The organism is Spirosoma arcticum, assembly GCF_054779955.1.
On the sequence record NZ_BAAGXG010000010.1, the window covers coordinates 93992 to 119627 of the forward strand.

The window sequence follows — 25636 nt, forward strand, 5'->3', positions numbered from 1 at the left end:
ACGCCGTACCAACCGTTTGTTTGTATTTTTCGGGGAAATGCGTTTCTTTTGACGCATCCCTGACAATCACCCCACCGATAAGTGGCTGTTTGTCAACGGGTCATATGGGCTGTTGCACAAACCAGCCGCCTTAACCTTCCTCAATCCATGATCCGCTACGGGTGTTGCTGGCTATTGATCTGGATAGCCCACTGGGCCGGGGCGCAACCAATCCACCCGTCGCTGCTGGTCGGTGCGTCGGGGGAAGCGTCCGGTGAGGTGTCGCTCCTTGGTTCGCTCTATCACCTCGAAGATTCGACCGGGCAACTCGGTATTAACGAGGTTATCCGTCTCCGCGGCACCGGCCTGGGCGGCACTGACCGTTTTCGGCCGTCGGTTAGCCGCACCATCCGGCAGGATTTTGGCTATAACACCTCCTCCGTCCACTGGCTCTCGTTCGATCTGGAAACCATTCAGCGGGCCGACCTGATGCTCGAAATCGAGTATGCCAGCATCGATGAGGTGGAACTGTTTGTAGTGCGGGCGGGTGCTGTTCGCTCACTGGGTCGTACCGGCGACCGGTTTTCCTTTCAGCAGCGGCCGTTCGTCAACAATCACTCCGTTTTTCCGATTCAGCTACCGGCGGGCGATCAGTCCCGGTATTACATTCGTCTGCACCAGCCCCACGCCGTGCTGTCGTTTTTCGTGCGGCTCTGGCACCGCCCGGCGTTTCTGGCGGCCGACCGTGCCGAGTACATTCGGTGGGGCATGTTCATCGGCGTTATTTGCATTATGGCGCTGCTGAGCATCGTTATGCTGCTGGCCCTCCGCGACTGGATTTACCTGTGGTACAGCCTGTACCTGCATTTGCTGACCATGCACCTGTTCACCGATGCCGGGCTGAGCTTTCAGTACCTGTGGCCCACGCTGCCGCGCCTGAATGAGTTTTGGTTCGTGTACCTCTACGTGTGGGCGGCTGCGCTGGCCCAAATTGCGTTCATGCAATGCTTTATCCACCAGAACCACCGGAACAGCCGCGTGTTTCGATGGGTCAATGCCTTCAAAGGAATTATCGCAGTAGCCCTCGCAGCGGTCATTCTGGCTAATTTACTGGCGTTGCCGGGTCGCGAGCAATACATGTACTGGATCGTGTCGCTGACAACCTCATGCCTTGTGCCGGTAATTGTGGTGCTGACTGTCATCAGTTTGTACGAACGCAGGCACGAAAAAGAACCTATGGTGCGCTACTACGGCTACGCGCTGGCGGTGCAGTTTACGGGCTATTTAGTCGTGGCTATCATGAATTTTTGTCAGGCGCAGGGGTGGCCGCTGCCCTTTGAGGTGGAAACCTACGTGGTGCTCGGCCTGACGATGCTGACCGACATGGCGTTTTTCTCGTACGGACTGGCCTATCGCTACACCCACTCGCGGCAGAACAACCAACAACTGGAACTGGACCTGCTCGAAAGTCGGCAAAGCGCCCAGCGTCAGGTAATCGACTCGCTACAGGATGAACGACGGCGGCTCGCCCAGGACCTGCACGACGACGTGGGGGCCACGCTCGCTACGGCGAAGGGCTATCTGTCGGTGCTGAGCCGGGCCGAATTCTCGGCTCCGCTGCTCCGTTCGCAGACGCTGCTCGACGAGGCCGCCGACGAACTGCGCACGTTATCGCACCAGTTGATGCCGAAACAGTTTGAGCAGATCGGCCTGGCAAAAGCCATTGAAGAAACCATCCGGAAAATGTCGGGCGGGCGCACTCAGTTCGACTTTGTGAGCGCAGGCCAGGTGAAACGACTGGGTGAACAGACCGAAATGCTGATTTTCAGCATAACGACCGAACTGGTGCGCAACGTCCAGAAACGGGGCGGGGCCACCGAAGCGACCGTGCAGCTACTCTACCACCCCGACCAGCTTAACCTGACCGTTGAAGACAACGGCCCACCCGCAGCTACCCACAACGGGGCCGATGCGGGCTGGCAGAACCTGCGGATCAAAGCCGAATACCTGAAGGCCGATCTGCTGATTGACACCAACGAGCAGGGCAACTCAGTGATGCTGAGCGTGCCCATTCTCCAATCCTGATATGGTCCGCAATCTACTCTGGTTGTTTGTGCTGGTGGTGCTGGCCATCTGGGGCCTGGCCTGGTATCACACCAAATCCGTTCAGCCCATCAGCCCGCAGTCACTGTCCCTGTTTCATTGGGAGGATGCCACCGGACGCGCAACGCTCGGAGCCGCTATTCGGGCCGATGGATTCAGGCCGGTTCCGAATCGTCGGCACAATTTCGGGTATACCGAGTCGATTCACTGGTTTCGGTTTCGGCTGCAACCTACGGGCCGCCCCCGGGAGTTTACGCTCGACATCCGCAACCACAGTCTCCACGCCGTCGAATTCGCAACGGTGCGAAATGGCAGGCTGACGTCGCTCAGCAAAACGGGAAACTGGTTGCCGTTCGGCCAGCGCCTGATTCCAACCAAAACGTTTGCGTTTCCACTACTGCCCGACGCTCGCCATCCCACCGACTACTACCTCCGGCTCGACAAACGGCACGAGAACCTGGCGACTGAAATCAACCTCTGGCTCACCACCGACTTTGAAGACAAAGAGCAGCGGGAGTATTTGCTGTGGGGGATTTTTGCGGGTGTGGTCGTGCTGGTGGTCTTGCTCAACCTGATTTTCTGGGTCACCACCACCGACCGGGTCTACCTGTGGTACGCCGTTTACGTGACGGCCCTGCTGTTGCGGCAGCTTGCCGACTCGGGGCTGGCCTTTCAATATTTGTGGCCGAACATACCGGCCCTCAATGGACCCGACCCTATCATTCAGGCAGTCTGGCTGTACCTGCCCGCCATGTTTCAATTTCAGCAGTACTTTCTGAATCTGCGCCAGGCGAACAACCGGCTTTTCCGGGCCACGCAGGTGATGAAGTACGTGTTCTGGGTGGGGTTTCTAACCCTTATCATCCTGCAATTGACCGGTATATCCCGGCAGTATTCCGAAACGGCTTACGTGATTATGCGCGTTCATGCCACGTTGGTTAACGTAGTGGTGATTTTGCTTGTGTGGGTAGTCGTTACGGGGTTCAGGTCGGGCGAAGCATTGAAGCGGCTCTACGCCGGGGGACTCCTGATCCAACTGGTCCTCCATTTCGTCAATATTGTTCAGAACCTACTGCGAAATCAACCCGACAGTTATGTTTTGATTGATGGGTATCTGATTACAATCATGGTATTTTTCGTTGATTTGCTGGTTTTTGCCTACCTGCTGGCTTACCGCTACCGACAGTCAATTATCGAAACCCAGCGGCTGCGCATCAGCTTAGCCCAAACCCAGCAGGAAACCAATCAGAAAATTATTGACGTGCTCGAATCCGAGCGCCAGCACATCCACGACCGGCTGCTGTCTGACGTGGGCCAACGGCTGACCGAAGCCCGGCAGCTACTGAATGGACCATCCAGTCCGGGACCCTCCAGACAGCCGTCCGGCCAACCGTTGGCCCCCGGCTGGATGGCCCGGCGTGACACGCATTCGCTGGACCGGCTGGCCGATTCGGTCCGGCTGATTCACAAAGTCGGTACCGATTTAGACCGAATTGCCCGGAACGCCCTGCCCGTCGAGTTCGCCGAAAAAGGCTTATCGGCTTCCCTGTCCGAACTGGTTGAGCAGCTTAATGGGAGTCAGTCGGTGCGGTTCGATTTCACAGTGACCGGCCCCAAATCGTTTCTTTCCGTTGCGGAGGAAATGCACGTTTACCGCATTGGTACGGAGCTGATTAACAACGTGCTCAAACACGCCCAGGCTACGCAGACGCAGGTGACTCTGACGTGCGACCCCGATTTTGTTTCGCTCCTCGTCAGCGACAATGGCAAAGGCTTCACCGCGAGTAGGGGAGGAAGTGGGGGCGGCATTGGGGTGCAAAATCTGTACGCCAGGGCGCAGGACCTGGGTGCCGACGTAACCATTGATTCAGGCGCACACGGCACCACCATATCCGTTTGGATCGCCCATAAAATACAAACAAGTTAGTATGTGTCCACGCATTCCGTGGCGCTACTTTTGTCCAAACCCCACTGCCGTTGAGATCTTTTTTGTCCATAGTCGTTGCCCTCGTGCTCACGGTTTGCCCGGTTCACGCCCAGAAAACGTACTGGGTGTCAGCGGGTGAAAGCCGCTCGCCGGGTAACTACATCGCGCACTACGAGGACACGACCGCCCGGCTCACCATGGGGCAGGTGGTGGCGCTGGACCGTTTTAAGCCGCTGGACGGCACTTTGCTGAACCGGGGCTACACGGCTTCGCACCACTGGCTCCGCCTGCGCCTGAATGCCAGAACGCCCCAAACCGCTTTCGTGGAGATCGACAACCCGCGCATCAATAACCTGTGGTGCTATCAGGTAGCCCGTGGGCGCGTTGTCCGGCAAACGATTACGGGCGACGCCCTGCCGTTTTGGTCGCGGGCTTTTCCGGGGTACAACTGGATTTTTCCCGTTGCCCTCGACGCCAAAACGCCCACGGACGTGTTTGTCATGGTCGCCAAGCGGCACGAGGTGCTGGGCGTCCGGGTGCGGGTATGGGACGCCCCAGCCTTTGAAACCACCGACCGCAACCGGTATTTGCTCTGGGGACTGCTGGCCGGGTTCAGCCTGCTGATTCTGCTTGTCAACATGGTGGCGTTCTTAGCCACGCGGGACACGGTTTATTTCTGGTTCAGTGCCCTGATCCTCGCCATTGCGTTTCATATTTCGACGCAGTCCGGGCTGGGCTTTCAGTATCTCTGGCCTGGCAGTCCGGCCTTCAACCGATTCGATTCGCAACTGCTGTCGGGCTGGCTCATCATGCTCGCCCAGTTGCAGTTTATGCAGCAGTTCATTGGTCAGAAGGCCGCACAAAGCCGGGCATTTAGGGCGGTGCAGGTCTTCAAATACGGTGTTCTGGCCCTGCTGGTGCTGACCATTGGGCTGCGCATGGCGGACGTATTTCCGCAGAGCCATTTCCGGTGGACGTTCAACACGACGCTGGCCCTGATCGTCGTTTGCATCGGGCTGGCGTTCTGGTCCATCTTCGAGCGCATCCGCCAGCGCGAAAATGTGGTGCTGTTCTACACCTTCACGTTTTCGGTTCAACTCGTTGGGTACCTGATCGTTTTCTTCATCAATCTGGCGTTCACGCGGGGTCAGGAGCCGCTCTTTCAAATCGACAGCTACGTCGTTATCGTCATCAATTTCCTGTTCGATCTGCTCATCCTGTCGTCGGGTATCCTGTTTTTCTGGTTTCAAACCTACCGCCAGCAAAACGAAACGCTGCTGACGGCGCTCCACCAAAGCGAACAGGAGCAATCCCGGAAGATTATCGACGCCCTCGAAGTGGAGCGCAACCGGATTGCTGAAGACCTCTACGACGACGTGGGAGCCATGCTGTCCACGGCCATTGGTTACGTGTCGAGCGTCCTGCGAAAGCCCGACGTTAAGGAGCGGTTTCCGGCGCTGACTGAAGCCCGTACCCTGCTCGACCGGTCGGTGGAGAATCTGCGCACGGTCTCGCACAACCTGATGCCCAAGAATTTTGCGCAGTTGGGGCTGTCCCAGTCGCTGGCCGAAACCATTGACAAAGTGGCCCACACGAGCGACGTTGCGGTTGACTACGTCGTGGTTGGCACCGAACGGCGGCTGAGCGCAGCCACCGAAGTGCAGATTTTCCGGATAGCGGCCGAGCTGCTCAACGATATTCTGAAGAATTCAACCGCCACCCAGGCCACGGTTCAGCTCATCTACAACCATGATCACCTGAGCCTGATGGCCGAGGACGACGCCCCCCGGACGCCCGCTTACAACAACCTGACGTCTAAAGTTCAGTTTTTAAACGGGACATTGGCCGTTGATACGACGAAAACGGGCGTAACGGCCGTTGTCGAAATTCCTTACCACGAACCTGACGAATGGAAACACCAACAAAAATCCTGATTGCCGACGACCACCAGTTGTTCAACGACGGCATAAAAATGATGCTCTCCGCCGAAGATGACCTGCACATTGTGGGGCAGGTGTTCAGCGGCAAAGACGTGTTCGATGCCGTGAACCGGCTGCGTCCTCACGTCATCCTGCTCGACATCAATATGCCGCACACCAACGGCTTAGACGTGGCTGCCGAACTGCTCAAACGCGCCCCGGACGTCCGAATCATTATGTTGACGATGTACAACGACCGTACGTTTGTGGACGATTGCAAAAAGATGGGTGTTCACGGGTACATCCTGAAAAACTCAGGGGTCGACGAAGTGATTACCGCGATTGAAACCGTCCAGGCCGACAAAAAATACTACGACCCGAAGCTGACGCAGCGCGCCAGCGCAAACCCCCACGCCGACGATTCGTTCATGAAGCAGTTTCAGCTCACTAAGCGTGAACTTGAAATTATTGGCCTGGTTGGGCAGAGTATGACGAACGAAGAAATGGCCGAAAAGCTGTTTTTGAGCATCGCGACGGTGAAAACGCACCGCAACAACATCAACCTCAAACTGGGCATCAGCAAACCCGCTGACCTCGTTAAGTTCGCACTGGAGCACGGCCTGGCCTGATAGCAACCCTAAACCCTAAACGTTCCCGACCCATGTTTTCAAACCTCCTCGACCGCATTGCCAACTGGCGCGTTCTGATATTTTTACTGGCCTTATACGGTCTGTTCGCAGGCTATTTGCTGCCCCAGGCTGAACAGCGGATGAACGCTCTCGCGGGTAAAGCGCTCGGTCCAATTGACCTGACGTTCGGCATCAACCCTGAGCGGACGCTGCGGATGGTCGCCGATTACGGACCGGCGGGGCGGGCCTATTACGCCACGACCGAAATGACCCTCGACGTGGCGTACCCGCTTATTTATTCGCTGCTGTTTGCCGTGTTGCTCACGATGCTTTACCGCACGGCCCCGGCCCTGCACCGCATTCAACTGCTTCCGGTAGCCGCCCTGCTGCTCGATCTGCTGGAGAACGCCATGATTGTCACGTTGCTGAACACCTACCCCGACCAGTCGCAGCTCGTGGCGATGGTGTGCGAGGTCGCTAAATTGCTGAAGTGGGTAGTGGCAGGCCTGCTACTCGCGCTGGTACTGGCGGGCCTGGTCCGACGGCTCCTGCCCAGACCGACCGCGTAGCCATCGCCCCTTGTCCAGGCAACGGTACCTAAAAGACCAACGCTACTTTGCCCTGGGTTCGGCGCGATTCCACGTCACGGTGGGCAGTTTGCACCTCCGCGAACGGATACGTTTGCACCGGCAGCTTCAGCTTACCCGCCTGTAGGTAACCAAACAGCTCGCCCGCGTAGTCGCTAAACTTAGCTACGTCGGCAAAGAGCGTGTACCCCCGCACAACCTGCGTCTGGCCAATGAGTTGCTGCCCGGCCAGCATGGTGGGCTCGCCACTGGCCGCGCCGTACAGCACACCCGTTCCGCCCGCGCCGAGCGTTTGCAGAGCAGCCACGCCAACGGCTCCACCAACGGCGTCGAAAGCCGCCGATACTCCCTCCCCGTTGGTGGCATCGCGCACCTGCTGCACCCAGTCGGCATCGGCGTAACTCACGGCGGCATCGGCCCCGAAGTCAATCGCCTGGGCTTTTTTAGCGTCGCTGCCCACGGCGGCAATCACCCGCTTACCCTGGTTTTTGGCCAACTGCACCAGCATCGATCCCACGCCCCCGGCAGCGGCCAGCACCAATACCGATTCGTAGTGCCCCGTGCGCAGCAGTCCCACGGCCGTCATGCCCTGCACCAGCAGCGCGGTTGCTTCCGCATCGCCCAACCCATCCGGCACCGGAATCGCCTGGGCCGCCTGCGCGATTGCGTATTCGGCATACCCGCCGTTCTGGAGCATGGCCATCACCCGCTGACCCGGTTGCAGGTGCGTTACGTCGGTACCAACGGCTTCGATAACGCCCGCCACCTCATAGCCAGTCACGAATGGCAGCGGTACCGTCACAAAGTAATTCCCTTTGCGTTGTTGAATGTCGGCGTAATTAACGCCCGCTGCGGCCACTTTAATCAGCACTTCACCCGCTTGTGGCCGGGGCGTGGGCAGGTCAACAAGCTGTAATACATCGGCTGCGCCGGTTTCGGAAAACTGAATGGCTTTCATGCGTTTATCTGATTAAATTGAAACTATTTTTGTTACATTAAAAGGTAAAAAAAGGCAAAATTTTCATTGGCAGTCAGACATGCCTAACCGGGTTAGGGACGTATCGAGCACGGATTGAATGGAGTAGCTGGCTAAGTCCAGCTTCAGGGCGGTCAGCGACTGGGCAAAAATGGGGTGTAATGTTTGCTGAATGCTGTTGGCGATGGGGCTACAGCCGGGTCGGTCGTCGCGGTTCGCCAGGGCAAAAAAATCGACCTTGTCGCCTTCAATAGCCAGAAATACGTCGAGCAGGGTGATTGCAGCAGCGGCCTTACTTAGGTGATAACCACCGGTTTTACCGCGCAGCGAAACCACCAAGCCCGCATCCCGCAGTTGGCGCACCAGCCGCCGGATCACCACTGAATTGGTGCTGAGCACACCGGCAATTTCGTCGGACGTGACCAGCTTTTCGGTGCCGCCCGCGTAGCTCACAAACGACGTGATGTGGCCAGCGGGAGCGCCTGCATTGCCCGGATAAGCCAAATACGTCATAATGTGAATCGCCGTCAGGAAGTTGCCGCTCATGGTAAATCGTCTAACTAAGGCAGGAAGCGAATTGTAACAAAATAAGTTTCAATTACAGTCCGATTTTCAGAAATGTAGTCTGCCTGCTCATTTTGTGGATTAGCTGACGGAGTAGGCAGGGCATGAACAATATGGCTTACAACCGTCTCAGGAAAGCCGCCCGGCACGACCAGCCTTCCGCTGCCGGGCCATACCTTTGTACGCAATCGGGTAACTGCCTGATAGAAGCAACCTGCCAGAGGGTGCCGGGCTGCCGTTCATTCGTTTGCTGAGTAAGCAATTCTCCACGTATCAACAGTCGACACGGTGACAGCGCTTTTTCCTGCCTATTCCATTGGCCATTTCATCAATCAGCCAACCAGCAAAACGGAATTTGAAATTACCCGGTTTGAACTGATGGACGAACCCGACGTCGACGATCTGCATAAGCATACGTTCTACGAAATTATCTGGATCGAAGCCGGGGAAAGTCGGCAGGTGATTGACTACAAAGGATACGAAATTCAGGCCCATTCCTTGTTCTTTATTTCACCCGGTCAACTGCATTACTTTGAAGAATGGAAACCCGTAACGGGCGGCACGATTATGTTTACGGCCGACTTCTTTCTGCTCAATCACAACAACCCCGACAAGCTGTTTGAACTGAGCTTTCTGGATAATTTCTACGCCAACGCCTGCATTCAGCCCGACCCGAAAAGCTACTCCGAAATCAAACACACCATCGACCTGCTGTTTGCCGAACACCGCCGGGTCGATTGTTCGCCAACCATTTGCCAGTCGCTACTGCACATTCTGCTCCAGCAGGTTCAACGGTCAGTCGATACCAAAAACGAGCACCCTGTTTCCAAAAAATACCTGATTGTCTATAAAAATTTCAAAAAGCTGGTCGACACGCATTTCGCAGAAAACCGCACCGTCGGCGAGTACGCAGCCTGGCTCAACGTCACGCAGCACCACTTAAACTACGTGACCAAACGGGTAACCGGAAAAACCGCTACCGACGCTATTCGGGCGCGTAGTATGCTGGAAGCCAAACGGTTATTGACCTTTACTGACCAAACCGTTTCGGAAGTGGCCGCGCAACTTAACTACTTCGACGGCTCCTACTTCGCCAAACTCTTCAAAGCCGAAGTAGGCATGGCCCCCATGGCGTTTAAAGCATCGGCGCAGACCATTGCCAAGGGTCAGTCTCCGAATCCTACCGAATAAACACGGTTTCGTGTTAACCGCCCCGCCCCGCGCTGCCGCACTTTTGCATCGTACGATAAACGCACAAACTGTATGATGACGGAAGCACAAATTGCAACCGCAGTGGATGAGATAATCGCGCTGGTTGCCGAAGGAAAGCCAATGGATGCCTTCGAGAAGTTTTACCACGACGACATTGAAAAAACCGATCTGGATGGGGTAACTCACCAGGGAAAAGATCTGATCGAAAAGACGGGTCACCAACAGCTCGCGACCATTTTACAGGTACGGGATTTCAGCGCCGTGGCTAAGGTGGTAAAGGGCAACCGCAGCTTTATTGTCTGGTCTATTGACCTCGACAACACGGGCGGGGTTTTGAAGGTGGTGGAAGTTGCCATCCAGGATTGGCAGGACGGCAAAATCATTCGCGAACGGTATTTTGCCTAAGTCCCTCATTCGCTAATAAGCAGGGCTTGTCACCACCGGCTTTGCCCGTAATGACGAGTCCTGCTCAAATAGAAACAACAGCATGGAACAGAAAATATGGTTTATCACGGGCATCTCCAGTGGTCTGGGTCAGGCGATGGCGCAGGCTCTGCTGGAAAAAGACGCTATTGTGCTGGGTACATTCCGGCATCAGCACCAGGCTGATGGGTTTAACGCCACCGCCCCAGCCAACGCGTTTGCTTACGCCTTGGACGTAACCCGCGAGGAGCAGATTGACGACGTAGTCGGGAAAGTCATCGACCGGTTCGGCCGGATCGATGTGTTGGTGAACAACGCCGGGGTGGGTTTTGCAGGGGCCATCGAGGAAACCAGTATGGCCGAAGCAAGAGCCGTTTTTGACGCTAATTTCTTTGGGGCATTAAAACTGACGCAGACTTTTTTACCCCACTTCCGGCAGCAGCGCAGCGGACATATTATCCAAATTTCGTCCCACAGCGGGGTAAAAGCGTTCGCTGGTTTCGGCATTTACAGCGCCAGCAAATTTGCGCTGGAAGGGTTCAGCGAAGCGCTGGCGCAGGAAGTGGCTCCCCTCGGCATTCGGGTAACGATTGTGGAGCCGGGTCCCTTCCGAACCAAGTTTGCCGGGTCTGGATTTGGGCTGGCCCGCACGGTCATTGACGATTATCAGGCGACTGCCGGGGTATTCCGGGAGCGAATCAAAGGCGTTGACGGCAAGCAGGAAGGCGACCCAATTAAAGCCGCCCAATTCATCGTCGACCTCGCGAACGCGGACAACCCACCGCTGCGACTACCCCTGGGAAAAATAGCCCTCGCCACCATCCGGGCAAAAATCGACAGCATTCAAACCGACTTAGACGCCGGTAGCGAACGGGCCGAACGGGCGGTGTATTAACCATAGCTAAGAAACAGCAACCCCACAAACCCGATGCGCATCGGGTTTGTGGGGCTGACGGGTCGTGTGGTTCATAGTAAAAAGGGGGCCGTACGCATTCGGTGGTTTCGTTCGTTCCATACGGGTACATTCGAGCTTGATCAATGAGTGGAACGATTAAGCCGGTCTGGCTCCCACCGCGATGATTACTACGGCTTTAGTGGCACTCACGTGCGGCAGTTTCCTGATGGTGAGTTTTTTGGTTTTTGCCAAAAGCCGCACCCAAAATACCGCTGCTAACCGGTGGTTAGGTCTTTTTCTGGCGTTGGTGGGCCTGTTGCTCGCCGAAGACGTGCTGTCCCGTGCGCAGTTGTATGGCCGGTTGCCGCACTTGTTCGGGGCATTCGACTGGGTGGTTTTTTCGGTGGCTCCGTGCCTGTACGTAGCGATACGCCATTTCACCAATCCCAATCTGAAACTAAACGTCGGAACGGGCATCCATTTTTTGCCCAGCCTGCTTTTCGTCCTGCTCAATTCGCCCCTGTACGTAGCTGACGCGACGGCGAAGCAACAGGTAGTCAGTCGGTTAACGAACGAGGCTCCCTATCCGTACGGCCCCTGGTACGAACTACTGTTCATCGCCGTCCTGTTTCTTCAGTTGTTTACGTACTGGGGTCTGTCGTTCAATCAGTTGCTCACTCATCAGCGAACTATCCGTCAGATCAGCGCTTCCGTCGAGACGGTCGACCTGCACTGGCTGCTGAACGTGCTGATCGGGGTCCTGTTGCTGCTGCTAGTCTGGCTAACCGAGGGGGTGTATCCCAATCCCCTGACTTCGCAGATCGCCACCATCGGTTATCTGGCCGGGGCTTACTACATCGGCTATTATGCCACCCAGCAAACGGCTATCTACCCCTATCCGCCCCAGGCTATCAACGACATCGCAGCCATTATCGAGCAGAAGCCACTCAAGGTGATTCCCCAGGCTGACGGGCTGAAAGAGCAACTCACGCAGTTGATGGTGACCCGCAAACCGTACCTGGACAATACACTGAATCTGCCCCAGTTGGCCGGAATGATGAACCTGTCGACCCATGACCTGTCGGCGCTCATTAACACGGGCTTAGGCATGAACTTCTACCAATTCGTCAACACCTACCGGGTTGAGGAAAGCAAACGGCTGCTGACCGACCCCGCCTACGCTCACCTGAGCATGGTTGGCATTGCCTACGAAGCGGGGTTTAACTCGAAGACGGTTTTTAACACCACCTTCAAAGCCAGCACGGGTCTGTCGCCCACCGCCTACCGAAGCACGGGGCAGCGTTTTTTGCCCGAATAGGTGTTCGCTTCGATAAATCGGAACAGATGGACCGGTAGAATGGGGCACTTTTGCGGCATCAACCACCCGATTTGTCCCCATGATTCGGTTCCCATTCAACACGCTGTGCCTGTGCATCCTGCCGCTGGCCAGCTTAGCGCAAACCCCGCCCCCCGCTTCCGGTGCGTTGCCGAAGGCCGAAGTCAGGCTCTCGTACGCCGGTTCGGTCAGCTACCCCGGCGCGAAGGTTGGGCTGGCCCTTCCCGTGAAGCAACGGCTCCGCTGGAAACCGAACCGACAGGCCTACGTGCGCAAAGACCGGTTTGCCGTTGTCAATCTGGGGTTCTACCACCACCCGGATTTTCATGATAACGTGTACCTCACTGCCGAGTGGCAACGACGCCGGACCAAACCAACGGGCTGGTTCACCGAGTTTTCGCCCGGCCTGAGTTTCAGCCGTACGTTTCTGGGTGGCACCACTTACCGCGTTGCCGACAATGGCGACGTGTCCATCCGAAAGGCAGCGGGATACAGCTACGCGCTGGTCACGGTAGGGGGCGGAGTGGGGTTCGATTTTTCCGTAAAGAAGTCACGGCCCGTAACGACGTTTCTGCGGGCAAGCCTGCTCACGATGCTGCCTTACAACAGTTTCGTGTACGTCCGGCCAACGCTGGAACTGGGGCTAACCTACAAACTGCCATCGCTGACGGTCTTTGCCATCCGGTCAAAAACAAGCACAAAATGATACGCTACGGGTCGATATTATTCCTGCTATGGGGCGCAATGGCTTGCCAGACCGAGCAAATTTCAACCATAACGGCAGCAAACGAGACGTTCTACGTCGAGCAGGCCGGTTCGGCCATGCGGGTCAACGTTCGGGGCAATACTGCCAGCCGGGTCATCCTGCTCATTGTGCACGGCGGGCCGGGCGGGAATTCGTACCTGTACCGGACGCCGGAGGTAATACGAATCATTGAATCGCAGTACGCGGTGGCGTATTGGGATCAGCGCAACTCGGGCGCGTCGCAGGGCGGGAGGAATGGCGCTGCGCTCACGATTCCTCAATTCGGGGATGATCTGAAGCGGGTAATTCAGGTGCTTAAAACCCGCTACGGACAAGCGACGAGTTTGTTTATCATGGGACAAAGCTGGGGGGGTATCGTCACCACCGAGTTCGTGACGAAGCCGGGAAATCAGCAGTTAGTCAACGGCTGGTTGTTCGTTAATGCCTCGCACAACTACCGGCTCAACGACAGCCTGACCAAAGACATGCTCATCCGGTTCGGGATCGCCGAACTTGCCCGTAATCGCAACGTACCGGAGTGGAAACCCATTGTCGATTACTGCAAAACGGTGATTCTGCCCGCCGATGAACCGACCGCCGACAAGCTCAATCTGCTGGCGGGCAATGCGCTGACATTAATAGAAGGTTTTACGCCATTGGACGAAGACAAGGTGTTTTACAACAAGATATTTCCGCCGACTGATGAGTACCCTCCCTTCACGTCGTCGTTCGTCAATCTGATTGCGACGAACAAGTTAGATAAACAGGCCCGGAATCTTGATTATTCGTCCCGGCTGGGGAATGTGACCCTCCCGGTACTGATTTGTGGGGGGCAGTACGATTTTATTTGCCCGCCCGGCCTGGGCGATGACCTGTTCAACCGCATTCGATCAACAAAAAAACGCAGGCTTCTTTTCCTGAATACGGGTCATAATTTGGAAGAACAGACCGCCTACTGCCAGGCTTTCGTGTCGTTTATGCAGGAAAACAAATGAAAAAACACGCTCTGTTTAGTATCGCTTTGTGGCTCGGCTGGGGTTGCCAGCCGGAGCAAATTTCGGTGACAACCGGAACCAATGAAACATTCTACGTTGAGCAGGCCGGGTCGAGCCTGCGGGTTCAGGTGCGGGGCAATACGCAGTCCGACAAGATCATTCTAACCGTGCATGGCGGTCCCGGTGGGTCGTCCTACTACTTAAGTCATCTCGCTCAAATGCAGCAGTTGGTGGAGCCGACCTATACCGTAGCCTACCTCGACCAGCCCATGGCCGGAGCCTCGCAGGGGAACCGGATTGGCTACCGCATCGACGACATCGCCGGAAGCATTGGCAAAACCATTGCCGTGTTAAAGCACCGCTACGGCTCCACCAAAAAGATTATCCTCTACAGCGAGAGCTGGGGCGGACTCATCGCCACCGCTTTCCTGACCACCGGGGACAACCAGCGGCTGGTGGCGGGCTGGATCAACTCGGATGGTCCTCACGACTTCAACCTCATGGACCGCGAGATCATCCGCATGGCTATCCGCATTGGTGCCGAACAGCTTTTGCTGGGCCGGAACGTGGCCCGCTGGCGGGCGATTGTGGAGTATTGCCGGACCAACGACCCCACCGGCAACTACGCGGTATCACAGAAACTGAATGAACTGCTGGGCGATGCCGAATACCTGATTGATACCGTTGCGCGCGTCGAGTTCAACACCATCAATGTGTTCAGAAGCGAAGCCAGCGCCAACAACGCACCCTTAACCGCACTTGGGCTGAATTTGGTGGCTAACGGCTGGAATGGCGTTGAGCGGCAGGCCTACGACAAGTCCTACGCGCAGAAAGTTGCCAAAATTCGGGTGCCACTGCTGCTACTGTGGGGTAAGTACGATTTTATCGCCCCGCCCGCCGTGGCCGACAGCCTGCTGGCAACCGTTGCGTCCACAATCAAGAGAAAAGTGCTACTGGAACGGAGTGGTCACAACGCGTTTTTGCAGGAGCCAGACCGCTACTGGGCCAACTGGCGGGCATTTGTGGCAGCCCGGTAAGGGGCAAACGCCCAGCCAATGACTGGCGATGCGACAGTGTAGCTGCCGTGCTGGTCGTAGAACAACAGGGAATAGTCGTCTCCTTCGGGGTGGTCACTATGACCATAGCCAATTCCTGCGCGACCTCACATATTTCACCAACACCGCGTCACAGCAGGGTGAGTAGTAGTCGAGTGAGTCGCATAATGGTTGGAATGGGCGTCACTGGTTTGTTCGGATGAAGGTTGCGATAGCCCGGCAATACGCTTCCTGCTCTTCCAGATTGTGTCCGGTATGGGTGAAAACAAGTTGCTGTTTCTTCGTTGAACCGATGTGGGCCAGCAGGTCGTCGCCCAGTTCTTTTGGGCACACAAAATCGTAGGCACCACTGGCACACCAGCACCGGAACCGTCACCCGGCTCAACGCCGATGAGAAGGCCACGTTCACTAACGAAGCGGGTAATTGGCTGCGGCCAGTCGCGATCAGATTAGAAAAAGCGGACGTGAACGGGATGCGCTCGGCAAGTAGATTTTTTCGCACAACATCGTCCTCATTCAAGGGGGTGAAGCCGTCGATGAGCGACATGGCCGTGTAGGCGTATTCGTTCAGTTGCTGCGATTGACGGAGCGTATACGGAGGTGCTATCCCGCTGCTGAAATTCACCATCCGTTGCCACGGCTCCGGGTTGCGGTCCAGAATAAGTTGCTGTCGGCCGTATTGGAGCAGCTTTCGCCGGGTCAGTTCATCGTTGAGCGGATAATTATGCGACGCGTTAACAAACAACCACCCCTTTACCAAACGCTGGTTATCGCCCTACCTCAGAAAGGCCGACGTTAGCAACCCGCCCCAACTGTGACCCATGATAAAGACCCGCGCCGATGCTCCGTAGCGGTGGGTCAGGGTTTGAATGACCTTCTTCAGATCATCGGCGTATTGAATCAGGGTCAACGTGCCGATGGCTCTCCCCTGCGACGCCCCGGCCGAGCGCTGATCCCAATACACCACGGCAAACTCCGATTCGACAATCGTCTTCATGGCATCGGTTCGGTAAAAATACGCCGAGCCGCCCGGTCCGCCGTGTACGACAATCATAAACGTGTTGCTCGCTGTGTTGCCTTTGACACTGACCCGCATGGCGGCTCCGGCGTTTTGTACGTAAAAGGTCTCGTCAGCGGTTTCGCTGCGGGTAACGGCCTCCGGTTGGCACCCCGCCAGACAGGCAATCAGCCACGCTACGGCCGTGAAACAAACTTTTCTCATGCGCTTGGTGGTTGAGGTGAGTGGCTGCCTATGAATAGTTTACGGAGCATTCTGGGCTACATTCAGCAGGTTGGTGATGACGCCGAGAAGACTTTCGGCATCTTCCGGCTTCGTAAAATCCTGGTTAACCAGCACAATCGCGCCGGCTTTGCTGACCGGGTCGTAGAACATCTGGGCATTGACGCCCTCGCTCTGACTAATGTAGCCCCGAAGATTCTGATACGGCCCCACGTCGGCTTTTGCCCAGATCAAACGAGCAGCATCACCGAAACGCCGACGATGAACCGCTGCAACCAGCGTAGATCAATTAGGTCGGTAGCCGAGGAAAAGAGCCGGATATTCCGATTGTGGTCGGCTAATCGGCGGAGCATGACCACCAGGTAGACCACATTCTGCACCAGGGCTACATAGCTGAACGACTCCAGCAGCCAGAACAACCGGGCCGTTTGGGGGGTGATGGTAATGAGATTGTCGACGTCGATGGTCCACCCGCAAATCAGTAGCACCAGTCCATTCGCCAGCCAGGGCAGAAAATGCAGCCCATGCCGGAGCCGGAAACGATACCGGACCTGCGTAAAACTCAGTACGCTGAAATACAGACAAGGCCCCACGGCCAGCAGAAACGCATTGGAAAACCCAAAAACCGCTAAGAACGTACCTGCCTGAACGCCTGCCGTATCCCGAAAGTCATCGGCCATCAGACCCGCCACCGTCAGCACAAACCCGGCCAGCTAGCGGTTGGCGGTCGGGTTTGTATTTCTGTATCGAGCAACGAGCAGGAACGCCAAAAACAGCGCGTTGGCAATCGCCATTCCGTAGATAGTCAGCATTGTTGGTGGGTTTATAAATACGGGCGACTCATCCGGTCTGGATCGTGGGTCATTCCTTTGTCATCGACCGGTAGGCCGTTGCAATTCGCTCATCAATTGCTCGTAAGCGTTTTTGAATGATTCGGCCCGGACCCGCTTGTGGTGAGAAACGTGAAAATCGTCCAGACGACCCAGCAGATGCACCAGTAATAATTTTTCTGGCTCCGACAGTAGGTCGTACGTCATTTCGCCTGCCTGGTGCAACAGCGCGTAACTCGCCAGCAGCAACTGTTCACCAGCCTCGGTTAACCGAACCCGACTGGAGCGTTTGTCCGTTTCGTCGGGTAGTTCGGCAATGAGCGACTGCCGAAGGAGCCGCCGGATGATTTCGATGCCCGATGGAAATTCGGACAGCATCGAGTTAATAAGCTCGGCCTTGCGGGGTTCCTTCAGGTAGTGAATCATGTGCATGTACATCATGTCGTCCACGTTGCTGAAGCCCAGTTCACTCAGGGCTTTTTTCGTATACAAATGGTCGTACTGGCTCACCCGGCCCATCAGTTTTCCGAGCAGGCCATTGATGGGCGTTTCGTCAAAAATGTCGGCCTGGTCGGGTAACGCAAGCGGTTGGTTAGTGAGGTACCACAGGCAAAAATCACGCAGCGACGGGCTGGCTTGCTGCTGTTCGTAGGCGGCCCACTGGTTTACTAAGGCAACGAGTAACTGGCTACTCATACGGACTGATTGAAAAGCTATGTAAAAATAATAAACTTGAGTTTCCTTAAAACATTTACTGTTTTTAAATAGTTATTGTGATTGATAAATAAGTATTTACTATTTAAACACAGCTTTTATGAATCAGTCTGGAACACAAGTAGCGGCTGCTGATCGGGTTAGTGGGCAACCATTCCGGTGGTGGCACGCAGCTCTTATTTTTGTGATTGCCAATGCAATCAGCGCGGCTCCGGCGGGCTACAATGGCGAAGAAGCCTTCTACAACAACTTTGTTCAACCCGCCCTTGCTCCGCCCGACTGGGCTTTTGCGCCCGCCTGGCTTTTCAACAATGCTACCTCGCTGTATGCCCTGTGGCGCATTGCCAACCGGCCCACCACCACGCCGGGTCGAAGCGCGTTTATCCGCTTAGAAGCCGTGAACTGGGTGCTGTTTGCTATTTTTACCCTGCTCTATTTTGGCTTGAAGAGTCCGATTTTGGGGGCAGTCGATACCGCCCTTGGCCTGATTGCTACGGGACTCAGCCTGTTCGTTAGCTACCGCATCGACCGCGTTGCTGCGCTCAATATTCTGCCCCGGTTTTTGTGGCTGATACTGGCTACTTACGTGTCGGCCTACGTGGCCCTCTACAACCGGGACGTGTTCTTTGGTATTGGACCTTTTCTGGGTCAGTGAAGCAAGGGTCACCCGTTGACTGACTACCCGGCGGTGGTCGCTTACCAACAGATTATCGGTAAGCGACCACCGCCGGGTTGAACGCACGGTTAAGCTGAAACCGCTCCGGGGCGAACCGGTTTGGTTACGGCTTCACTCCGTTTCTTACAGAAACCGGATGACACTATTCGACTGTCTTGCGGAATTATAGTTACGACTTAAGCTACGTCAGTAACGGATAAACCGGTTGTTTTCCAGATAAAATTAAATCCCGGTTTATTTCCCTGGCAAACCCGCGAGGAAACGTCAAAATACAGCGAAGGTATCAAAGGCGGCCGCATTCGGCAGTTTAGTTTCGACATCGACGCCCGGAGCATCATCACGTTTCCGGCGTATCCGGCGCAGGTGGAACGCGGCTGGATCGAGATTCGTGGGCTGGCCTGGAGCGGACGCGGCAAGGTGTCACGCGTTGAGGTTAGCACCGACGCGGGCAAAAGCTGGCAGCGAGCCGAGTTGCAGGAGCCGCCCCGTTCCAGTGCCACACGTGCGATTTCGGCACCTGTGGCACTGGAACGGGGCGGAGAAATTATGAGCCGTGTTACCGACGAAACGGGCTACGTGCAGCCCACGTTTGCCCAACTCATCGACGCGCGGGGAGCCGACACGGGGGGCTACCATCTGAATCCGATTACCGTCTGGCAGATAAAATCCGACGGACGCGTACTGAACCGCCCGGAAAACGGCCGATGAACGTATTTGACCGCTAATTCGGCCGGTGTCGTTAGGTAAAAAACAAAAAATAGGCGTGATTCGGGGTGAGAAAATAGAACGTATAGTATCAACGAAACACGAAATTCTTCTCAGCACTGCGTGGTTAATTGGCCTGCTGTTACCCCATCGAATGAACAAGTCCCATAAAATCGGCTGGCGCACCGCCACCTCGCTGGTTATTGCCAACATGGTCGGCACGGGCGTGTTCACGAGCGTCGGCTTTCAGTTGGCGGCCGTCCAGAACACCTGGTCGATTCTGCTGCTGTGGGTACTGGGCGGGGTACTGGCCCTGATTGGCGCGTTTACCTTAGCCGAACTGGGTACCCATTACCGCGACGAAAACGGGGGTGATTACATATTTATTTCGCGCGGCCTGCACCCATTTTTGGGGTATCTATCGGCCTGGGTGTCGCTGGTGGGCGGGTTTGCGGCTCCGGTGGCCATTGCGGGCAAAGCCATGGAAGTGTACCTAAAGCCCTTTGGTCTAACGCAGGGCCGCTGGCTGACGGTAGCCCTCGTGCTGGCAATTGGCTTAGTTCATTCTCTGACGCTACGGCACAGCAGCCGGTTTCAGAACGGAGCAACCCTGCTCAAAATCGCGTTTGTGGGGTTGGTGCTGGCCGTTGGCTTCGCGGTGGCGCCCGCCGTGCCGAACGCGCTTCGGCTCACCGCCGACGGACTGGACGAAATCGCTACGTCGGGCTTTGCTGTATCGCTGCTCTACGTGACTTACGCCTACACGGGCTGGAACGCGGCTGCCTACATCGTGGCCGAAATCCGCGACCCGCGCCGGAATCTGCCGAGGGCACTGCTATTCGGTACGGGCGTGGTGACGCTGTTGTACGTAGCCCTGCAGCTTGTTTTCCTACGGTTTGCCGGTGCTGAACAGCTCCGCAATCAGGCCGACGTGGCCGTCATTGCGTTCGGAAATCGGTTTGGCCCGTCGGTGGGGAAGTGGGTCAGCGCAGGCATCGCCCTTCAGTTGGTCGCCACCATGAGTTCATACGTCTGGATTGGGGCGCGGGTCACGAGCCGGATGGCCGCTGATTTTCCGCTCTGGCAGTTTTTCTGTCGGCTGAACCCGCACCAGATTCCAGTGCGGGCCATCTGGCTACAGGTGGGCGTGACGCTGCTGCTCCTGTTTTCGGGTACGCTCGAACAGGTGCTGCTCTGCACTTCGTTCGTGTTGCAACTGCTGGGAACGCTGGCCGTGGCGAGTTTACTGCGCACTCCGCGTCGACCCGATGATTTTCCGAGTCCGTGGCGGCCTTATCTCCAATGGACGTACATTGTCTTTAGTTTAGGTGTACTGGGCTTCATCATCAGCGACCGGCCCGTCGAAAGTCTGATTGGCGTGGGCATTGTGCTGGCGGGCGGAGCCACCTACTGGATCAAGCCGCCGAACCGAACGCCCAGTCAGCCCCAAACGCAGCCCGTTCCCGACTGATCTCTCCCCCGACGCGGGCTGCGTCGCCCGGCGCGACCGCCAAAAAAACGTATCTTTACCCTTAACTGACGCCTAACGGTTGACTCGTTTATGACTCCCAGCACAACCCCCACAGACCACCCTCAATTGGCAGCCCCCAAACACCGCCCGGCCCTCACCGAAGACTGGACCGTGGTGGTACTTGGCTTACTCATCATTGCCGTTTCCCTGACGGGCGTACTTATCCCGACGCCCGCTTTCGGTTGGAAAAACGCCGATGAATTACTCACAAAAGTCTTCACTGGGGCCAATCTGACGGCCATTGCCGGGCAATTTGCCTTCACCTACGCGGTTGCCCTGCTGGGGACGTGGGTCAGCGGTAAACCCGTTCGGGCGACGTTGCTGGGTTTTCCGGTGGTGTTTGGGCTGACGCTCCTGGCGTTGGTGCTGGCGGGCAACAAAACCCTGAAAGACCTCAACCTCGAAGCCGTCATTTTTAGCTTGGGCATTGGGCTGGCGGTGAGCAACCTGAGTTGGCCGGGCCGGCCGGGCCGCGTTCGGCTCCCCGAGTGGCTTCGGGCGGCTCTGGCCACCGAACTCTGGGTTAAAATTGGGCTGGTACTGCTGGGTACGAGCGTCATCTTTGGGGATATTTTAAAAGCGGGATCGCTGGGACTGGTGCAGGCCCTGCTGGTGGTGGTGTCGGTTTGGTACTTTGCCTACTGGCTGGCCAAACGCCTGAAGGTCGACGACGAGCTAACGATGATGCATGCTGGCCTCTGCCGTGTCAATTTGTGGCGTGTCGGCGGCCATCGCCACGTCGGGGGCCATTCACGGCGACAGCAAGAAATTGTCGTACGTGATTTCGCTGGTCTTGATTACGGCTATTCCGATGATGCTGCTCATGCCCTGGGCCGCTCAGGGGATGGGCCTGTCGCCCGAAGTGACGGGGGCCTGGCTCGGTGGCACCATCGACACCACCGGGGCCGTCGTCGCGTCGGGGACGCTGGCGGGCGAAGCAGCCCTGAGAATCAGCACCATCGTCAAGTTCTCGCAGAACGTGCTGCTGGGCGTGGCCGCGTTTGCCATCAGCGTCTACTGGACCTACACGAAAAATAAATCCAGTGAAGTGCAGGCTGTTAAACCAACCGAAGGCGTCATCTGGGAGCGTTTTCCCAAGTTTATTCTGGGATTTCTGGCGGCTTCACTGCTGTTTTCGTTTGTGCTGTCGGCCGAATCGGTCGATGCCGTCAAGGGCAGTCTGAAGAGTTTGTAGGGGCTGTGGTTTGCGCTGGCGTTCACGAGCATCGGGCTGGAAACCCGCTTCGCCGACCTGCTCAGTGCCGATAGCCGCCGACCGCTCTACGTCTTTTTAGTAGCCCAGGCGTTCAATATTGTCGTCACGCTTGGCATTGCCTACGTGCTGTTTGGGTAGCGCTTAGCGAGCCGTTTCGCTTCGTCAATAACCGCCCTGCTGTCATCGTGCTGCCGCCGAACCTGAATTAAACGAATACCTGATGAGTGCGTACGATGCGGTTGTTGTGGGTTCCGGGCCTAATGGCCTGAGTGCGGCTATTGTGCTGGCGCGGGCGGGGTTGTCGGTGGTGGTGCTGGAAGCCAAAGCGACCATTGGCGGAGGAACGCGCTCGGCCGAACTGACGCTGCCCGGTTTTATCCACGATATTGGCTCGGCCATTCACCCGCTGGCGGCTGGTTCGCCCCTGTTTCAAAGCCTGCCCTTAGCGGAGCACGGCTTAGAGTGGATTTACCCACCCGTTGCGGCTGCGCACCCCCTTGATGGGGGGCGGGCAGCCCTGCTGACCGGGTCGGTGGATGAAACGGCCCGGCTGCTCGGCGTTGATGAATCCGCTTACCGTAAACTCCTCGGTCCCGTTGTGAAGCACTGGCCCACGCTGGCTGCCGACGTGTTGGGGCCGCTGCGCTTTCCCAAACATCCGCTCGACCTGGTGCAGTTCGGGCTGGATGCGCTCTTGCCCTCGACGGTGGTTGCCAACCGGTTCAAAACCACCGAAGCGCGGGGGCTGTGGGCGGGAATGGCGGCCCACGCCATTCAGCCGCTCACCAACCTGACTACCTCGGCCATTGCCTTAGTGCTGATGGCCGTAGGACACCGGCGCGGCTGGCCGATGCCCAAAGGCGGCTCGCAGGCCATCACGACTGCCCTTGCTTCTTATTTTAAGGAGCTGGGGGGCGAGATCGAGGTTGACCGACCGGTTCGTTTGCTCAGCGACCTGCCCAAAACGCGGGTGGTGCTGTTCGACCTGACGCCCAAACAAATTCTGTCCATCGTCGGCGACCGGTTTTCGAGCGGGCTGGCGAACCGGATTTACAAGAAACAACTCGAACACTACCGCTACGGACCGGGCATCTTCAAAATCGACTGGGCGCTCGACGGTCCCATTCCGTTTACCGCGCCGGACTGCCATCGGGCCGCCACGATTCACCTCGGCGGTACGCTCGAAGAAATTGTCGAAGCCGAACAGCAAACCTACGACGGGCAGCATCCCGACCGCCCCTACGTGCTGCTGGCCCAGCAAAGCCTGTTCGACCCCACCCGCGCCCCGGTGGGTAAGCACACGGCCTGGGCCTATTGCCACGTACCGAACGGCTCGACGGTGGACCGCACCGACGCGATTGAAAAACAGGTGGAACGGTTCGCACCGGGTTTCCGCGACCGGATTCTGGCCCGCCATACCATGAATACGGCGCAGGTAGAAGCCTGGAACCCCAACTATGTGGGGGGCGACATCAACGGTGGGATCATCGACATTGGGCAGTTGTACACCCGCCCAACGCTCGGCCTGACGCCTTATCAAACGTCGGAGCCGGGGATTTATATCTGTTCGTCGGCTACGCCACCGGGCGGTGGGGTTCACGGCATGTGTGGTTACCACGCGGCCCGCGTCGCGCTGCGGGAAGGGTTCGGGAAAGCCGTGCCGGTGGCCTTAGCGAACGGATGACAACGCTACTTAGCTAAAAAATAAGCTGGTGAAAAGCAGGAAAAGGGATAGGGCTGTCTGTTTGACAGGTGAACGACTACGCGCCACCGGATCAGATTGTCCCCGCTTAACTGATTCATGGTTTGTGCACCGGCCTGCCGCCGATGTGAAGAACAAATCAAGTAGGCCGCGTTCAGGTTCGGGATCACGACCATGACTGTAAAGACAAGCATTTTCCTCCTTTTCCTTTTTCTGAGTGCATCAGACCTGCACGCCCAGACCTACAATATTGTTGAGTTTGGCGCGAAAACCGACAGTACATTCCTGAACACGAAAGCGATTCAGTCGGCCATCGACAACTGCTACAGTAGTGGGGGCGGGGAGGTGCTTGTACCAGCGGGGAAGTACGTGACGGGCACCATCTTTCTCAAATCAAATGTCTATCTGCACCTGATGCCCGGTTCGGTTTTGCAGGGAAGCTATGATCCGGCCGACTATCCCGAACACTCCATTTTGTGGGCTAAAAAATTCGGTACCATTACGCACAACGGCCTGTATGTAGAATCCATGAAAGCGGTAGTCATTGCCGACCGGGCAAACCATACAGGCATCACCGGGCTGGGTACGTTGAAAGGAGCCGGTGAAGGAAAAGCCTTTCAGTTGGGTTTAAACAAAGATGGCAGGCCCAAGAACATCTTTTTCATTGGTTGCCAGGATGTATTGCTGGAAGGCATCAGCGTCCTTAATTCGGCGCAGGTAACTATTTCCATATCCGGCTGTGAGCGCGTCATGATGCACCGGATTTATCTCCGAAGCTTAGTCAACTGGAACTGCGACGGCCTGGATATTGACGGCCGGGATATCGTTATTTCAGACTGCATCATTGATTCGGAAGACGATGCGCTGTGTTTTAAAAGTGAGTATCTGGATAAATTCTGCGAGAACATTACCGTCACTAACTGCGTGCTCTCGTCGCTCTGCAACGGCATCAAAATAGGGACGGGTTCCCGCGCGGGTTTTCGGAATATCACCGTCACCAACTGCGTCGTCAAAAAGGCATCGGTCAACGGGTACCGCCACTGGAAAATGCCCGCCAGTGTGGTGTATAAGCCTGATATACAGAGCGTCAATACGGGTATTGTTATTCTGGGCGTCGACGGTGGGCTGGTTGAGAATATCACCATCTCGAACATCATCATGACCGATGTGCTGAGTCCCCTATTTATTCGGGTGGGCAAACGTTTTCTGAATCCAGAGAATAAACCGTCGGTGATGCGCCACATTACCATTCAGAACATCCGGGTCGAAAGCCGGAGCATCATCCCGTCGGTTATCGCCGGTTTGGCCGACAGCCCCCTGGAAGATGTTCGGTTAACCAACATTCGTGTTTCTATCCCAATCGGGGTATCGGCCGATTCGCTGAAGACGTTTCCCGCCGTTGTGCCCGAAGATGTGAAGGGTTATCCCGAAAACAGACTGACTTTCGGTACCCGGATTCCCGCCAGTGCTTTTTATGTGAAACACGTGAAAGGACTGGTGTTCGATAACGTATCGGTTACCCATCAGCAACGGGAGGCCCGGCCTGCTTTTTACGTGGACGATGTAACGGGGATACGCTTTAAAAACGTGCTTATCGACAATGAAAAACTGGAGAAGAGCGCCCGGATGGTTAGGCAGGAAAAAACCCAACTACTGGAGATAATTAATTAACCGGGA

Annotated in this window: 25 protein-coding genes and 1 pseudogene; 19 read left to right on the plus strand and 7 right to left on the minus strand. The window is 56.4% G+C overall.

What is annotated here, in order from left to right; translation table 11 throughout:
- Positions 1-147 precede the first annotated feature (147 nt).
- Genes ACYVHB_RS22150 through ACYVHB_RS22170 form a run of 5 tightly spaced genes read left to right on the plus strand, consistent with a single transcriptional unit; the run spans position 148 to position 7126 of the window.
- On the plus strand, positions 148-2064 hold the full coding sequence (locus tag ACYVHB_RS22150; RefSeq protein ID WP_461053985.1) for a sensor histidine kinase: 1917 nt from the start codon (positions 148-150) through the stop codon (positions 2062-2064).
- 1 nt (position 2065) lies between these two features.
- On the plus strand, positions 2066-4009 hold the full coding sequence (locus ACYVHB_RS22155; protein WP_461053986.1) for a sensor histidine kinase: 1944 nt from the start codon (positions 2066-2068) through the stop codon (positions 4007-4009).
- A gap of 50 nt (positions 4010-4059) precedes the next feature.
- A complete protein-coding gene (locus ACYVHB_RS22160; protein ID WP_461053987.1) occupies positions 4060-5943 on the plus strand; it encodes a sensor histidine kinase in 1884 nt (627 codons plus the stop codon).
- The gene (locus ACYVHB_RS22165) at positions 5919-6557 is read left to right on the plus strand and encodes a response regulator (protein ID WP_461053988.1); all 639 of its coding nucleotides are present in this window, start codon (positions 5919-5921) and stop codon (positions 6555-6557) included. The genes ACYVHB_RS22160 and ACYVHB_RS22165 overlap by 25 nt, the downstream gene beginning before the upstream one ends.
- Positions 6558-6589: 32 nt before the next feature.
- The gene (locus tag ACYVHB_RS22170; protein WP_461053989.1) at positions 6590-7126 is read left to right on the plus strand and encodes a hypothetical protein; all 537 of its coding nucleotides are present in this window, start codon (positions 6590-6592) and stop codon (positions 7124-7126) included.
- A gap of 28 nt (positions 7127-7154) precedes the next feature.
- On the opposite strand, the gene ACYVHB_RS22175 is transcribed toward ACYVHB_RS22170, so the two are convergent.
- Entirely contained in the window at positions 7155-8102 is a 948-nt protein-coding gene (locus tag ACYVHB_RS22175; RefSeq protein WP_461053990.1) for a zinc-binding dehydrogenase, read from the minus strand.
- A gap of 63 nt (positions 8103-8165) precedes the next feature.
- The gene (locus tag ACYVHB_RS22180) at positions 8166-8666 is read right to left on the minus strand and encodes an Rrf2 family transcriptional regulator (RefSeq protein ID WP_461053991.1); all 501 of its coding nucleotides are present in this window, start codon (positions 8664-8666) and stop codon (positions 8166-8168) included.
- A 306-nt stretch (positions 8667-8972) separates the two neighbouring features.
- Between ACYVHB_RS22180 and ACYVHB_RS22185 the strand changes: the two genes are divergently transcribed.
- The 7 genes from ACYVHB_RS22185 (at position 8973) to ACYVHB_RS22215 (ending at position 15327) form a co-directional block, all read left to right on the plus strand.
- A complete protein-coding gene (locus ACYVHB_RS22185; RefSeq protein ID WP_461053992.1) occupies positions 8973-9875 on the plus strand; it encodes an AraC family transcriptional regulator in 903 nt (300 codons plus the stop codon).
- Between the two features lie 72 nt (positions 9876-9947).
- The gene (locus ACYVHB_RS22190) at positions 9948-10301 is read left to right on the plus strand and encodes a SnoaL-like domain-containing protein (protein ID WP_461053993.1); all 354 of its coding nucleotides are present in this window, start codon (positions 9948-9950) and stop codon (positions 10299-10301) included.
- An 82-nt stretch (positions 10302-10383) separates the two neighbouring features.
- Complete coding sequence (locus tag ACYVHB_RS22195) at positions 10384-11214, plus strand: oxidoreductase (RefSeq protein WP_461053994.1); 831 nt, start codon at positions 10384-10386, stop codon at positions 11212-11214.
- Between the two features lie 181 nt (positions 11215-11395).
- Complete coding sequence (locus ACYVHB_RS22200; protein WP_461053995.1) at positions 11396-12532, plus strand: helix-turn-helix domain-containing protein; 1137 nt, start codon at positions 11396-11398, stop codon at positions 12530-12532.
- A gap of 79 nt (positions 12533-12611) precedes the next feature.
- Complete coding sequence (locus ACYVHB_RS22205; protein ID WP_461053996.1) at positions 12612-13256, plus strand: hypothetical protein; 645 nt, start codon at positions 12612-12614, stop codon at positions 13254-13256.
- Positions 13253-14290, plus strand: a complete 1038-nt coding sequence (locus ACYVHB_RS22210; RefSeq protein ID WP_461053997.1) for an alpha/beta fold hydrolase — start codon at positions 13253-13255, stop codon at positions 14288-14290. Before ACYVHB_RS22205 ends, ACYVHB_RS22210 begins: the two co-directional genes overlap by 4 nt.
- Entirely contained in the window at positions 14287-15327 is a 1041-nt protein-coding gene (locus ACYVHB_RS22215) for an alpha/beta fold hydrolase (RefSeq protein WP_461053998.1), read from the plus strand. Before ACYVHB_RS22210 ends, ACYVHB_RS22215 begins: the two co-directional genes overlap by 4 nt.
- A 148-nt stretch (positions 15328-15475) precedes the next feature.
- Here ACYVHB_RS22215 and ACYVHB_RS22220 read toward each other — a convergent pair whose 3' ends face one another.
- The 5 genes from ACYVHB_RS22220 to ACYVHB_RS22240 form a co-directional block, all read right to left on the minus strand.
- Positions 15476-16105, minus strand: coding sequence for a hypothetical protein (locus ACYVHB_RS22220; RefSeq protein ID WP_461053999.1), 630 nt, complete (start codon positions 16103-16105; stop codon positions 15476-15478).
- 15 nt (positions 16106-16120) lie between these two features.
- Positions 16121-16567, minus strand: coding sequence for an alpha/beta hydrolase (locus tag ACYVHB_RS22225; RefSeq protein ID WP_461054000.1), 447 nt, complete (start codon positions 16565-16567; stop codon positions 16121-16123).
- A gap of 39 nt (positions 16568-16606) precedes the next feature.
- Entirely contained in the window at positions 16607-16819 is a 213-nt protein-coding gene (locus ACYVHB_RS22230) for a hypothetical protein (RefSeq protein WP_461054001.1), read from the minus strand.
- Complete coding sequence (locus tag ACYVHB_RS22235) at positions 16816-17286, minus strand: hypothetical protein (RefSeq protein ID WP_461054002.1); 471 nt, start codon at positions 17284-17286, stop codon at positions 16816-16818. Before ACYVHB_RS22235 ends, ACYVHB_RS22230 begins: the two co-directional genes overlap by 4 nt.
- Before the next feature lie 171 nt (positions 17287-17457).
- Entirely contained in the window at positions 17458-18111 is a 654-nt protein-coding gene (locus ACYVHB_RS22240) for a MarR family winged helix-turn-helix transcriptional regulator (RefSeq protein ID WP_461054003.1), read from the minus strand.
- A 118-nt stretch (positions 18112-18229) separates the two neighbouring features.
- On the opposite strand from ACYVHB_RS22240, the gene ACYVHB_RS22245 reads away from it, so the two are divergent.
- The 7 genes and pseudogenes from ACYVHB_RS22245 (at position 18230) to ACYVHB_RS22275 (ending at position 25630) form a co-directional block, all read left to right on the plus strand.
- On the plus strand, positions 18230-18784 hold the full coding sequence (locus ACYVHB_RS22245) for a TspO/MBR family protein (protein WP_461054004.1): 555 nt from the start codon (positions 18230-18232) through the stop codon (positions 18782-18784).
- Positions 18785-19123: 339 nt separating this feature from the next.
- On the plus strand, positions 19124-19513 hold the full coding sequence (locus ACYVHB_RS22250) for a molybdopterin-binding protein (RefSeq protein ID WP_461054081.1): 390 nt from the start codon (positions 19124-19126) through the stop codon (positions 19511-19513).
- A gap of 151 nt (positions 19514-19664) precedes the next feature.
- Entirely contained in the window at positions 19665-20981 is a 1317-nt protein-coding gene (locus ACYVHB_RS22255; protein ID WP_461054005.1) for an APC family permease, read from the plus strand.
- A gap of 90 nt (positions 20982-21071) precedes the next feature.
- Positions 21072-21665: pseudogene (locus tag ACYVHB_RS22260) on the plus strand (putative sulfate exporter family transporter); the annotation flags it as partial.
- Between the two features lie 64 nt (positions 21666-21729).
- Positions 21730-22236: a YeiH family protein gene (locus tag ACYVHB_RS22265; RefSeq protein WP_461054006.1), complete on the plus strand. Its 507-nt coding sequence runs from the start codon at positions 21730-21732 to the stop codon at positions 22234-22236.
- Positions 22237-22477: 241 nt separating this feature from the next.
- On the plus strand, positions 22478-23941 hold the full coding sequence (locus ACYVHB_RS22270; RefSeq protein WP_461054007.1) for a phytoene desaturase family protein: 1464 nt from the start codon (positions 22478-22480) through the stop codon (positions 23939-23941).
- 192 nt (positions 23942-24133) lie between these two features.
- Entirely contained in the window at positions 24134-25630 is a 1497-nt protein-coding gene (locus ACYVHB_RS22275; protein WP_461054008.1) for a glycoside hydrolase family 28 protein, read from the plus strand.
- Positions 25631-25636: the final 6 nt, after the last annotated feature.

What these genes read in the sequence shown, in the direction of transcription:
- ACYVHB_RS22150 (WP_461053985.1), top strand. Translation starts at nt 148, where the DNA reads ATGATCCGCTACGGGTGTTGCTGGCTATTGATCTGGATAGCCCACTGG.
- ACYVHB_RS22155 (WP_461053986.1), top strand. Translation starts at nt 2,066, where the DNA reads ATGGTCCGCAATCTACTCTGGTTGTTTGTGCTGGTGGTGCTGGCCATC.
- ACYVHB_RS22165 (WP_461053988.1), top strand. Translation starts at nt 5,919, where the DNA reads ATGGAAACACCAACAAAAATCCTGATTGCCGACGACCACCAGTTGTTC.
- ACYVHB_RS22170 (WP_461053989.1), top strand. Translation starts at nt 6,590, where the DNA reads ATGTTTTCAAACCTCCTCGACCGCATTGCCAACTGGCGCGTTCTGATA.
- ACYVHB_RS22175 (WP_461053990.1), bottom strand. Translation starts at nt 8,102, where the DNA reads ATGAAAGCCATTCAGTTTTCCGAAACCGGCGCAGCCGATGTATTACAG.
- ACYVHB_RS22180 (WP_461053991.1), bottom strand. Translation starts at nt 8,666, where the DNA reads ATGAGCGGCAACTTCCTGACGGCGATTCACATTATGACGTATTTGGCT.
- ACYVHB_RS22190 (WP_461053993.1), top strand. Translation starts at nt 9,948, where the DNA reads ATGATGACGGAAGCACAAATTGCAACCGCAGTGGATGAGATAATCGCG.
- ACYVHB_RS22195 (WP_461053994.1), top strand. Translation starts at nt 10,384, where the DNA reads ATGGAACAGAAAATATGGTTTATCACGGGCATCTCCAGTGGTCTGGGT.
- ACYVHB_RS22200 (WP_461053995.1), top strand. Translation starts at nt 11,396, where the DNA reads ATGATTACTACGGCTTTAGTGGCACTCACGTGCGGCAGTTTCCTGATG.
- ACYVHB_RS22205 (WP_461053996.1), top strand. Translation starts at nt 12,612, where the DNA reads ATGATTCGGTTCCCATTCAACACGCTGTGCCTGTGCATCCTGCCGCTG.
- ACYVHB_RS22210 (WP_461053997.1), top strand. Translation starts at nt 13,253, where the DNA reads ATGATACGCTACGGGTCGATATTATTCCTGCTATGGGGCGCAATGGCT.
- ACYVHB_RS22215 (WP_461053998.1), top strand. Translation starts at nt 14,287, where the DNA reads ATGAAAAAACACGCTCTGTTTAGTATCGCTTTGTGGCTCGGCTGGGGT.
- ACYVHB_RS22225 (WP_461054000.1), bottom strand. Translation starts at nt 16,567, where the DNA reads ATGAGAAAAGTTTGTTTCACGGCCGTAGCGTGGCTGATTGCCTGTCTG.
- ACYVHB_RS22240 (WP_461054003.1), bottom strand. Translation starts at nt 18,111, where the DNA reads ATGAGTAGCCAGTTACTCGTTGCCTTAGTAAACCAGTGGGCCGCCTAC.
- ACYVHB_RS22245 (WP_461054004.1), top strand. Translation starts at nt 18,230, where the DNA reads ATGAATCAGTCTGGAACACAAGTAGCGGCTGCTGATCGGGTTAGTGGG.
- ACYVHB_RS22255 (WP_461054005.1), top strand. Translation starts at nt 19,665, where the DNA reads ATGAACAAGTCCCATAAAATCGGCTGGCGCACCGCCACCTCGCTGGTT.
- ACYVHB_RS22265 (WP_461054006.1), top strand. Translation starts at nt 21,730, where the DNA reads ATGCTGGCCTCTGCCGTGTCAATTTGTGGCGTGTCGGCGGCCATCGCC.
- ACYVHB_RS22270 (WP_461054007.1), top strand. Translation starts at nt 22,478, where the DNA reads ATGAGTGCGTACGATGCGGTTGTTGTGGGTTCCGGGCCTAATGGCCTG.
- ACYVHB_RS22275 (WP_461054008.1), top strand. Translation starts at nt 24,134, where the DNA reads ATGACTGTAAAGACAAGCATTTTCCTCCTTTTCCTTTTTCTGAGTGCA.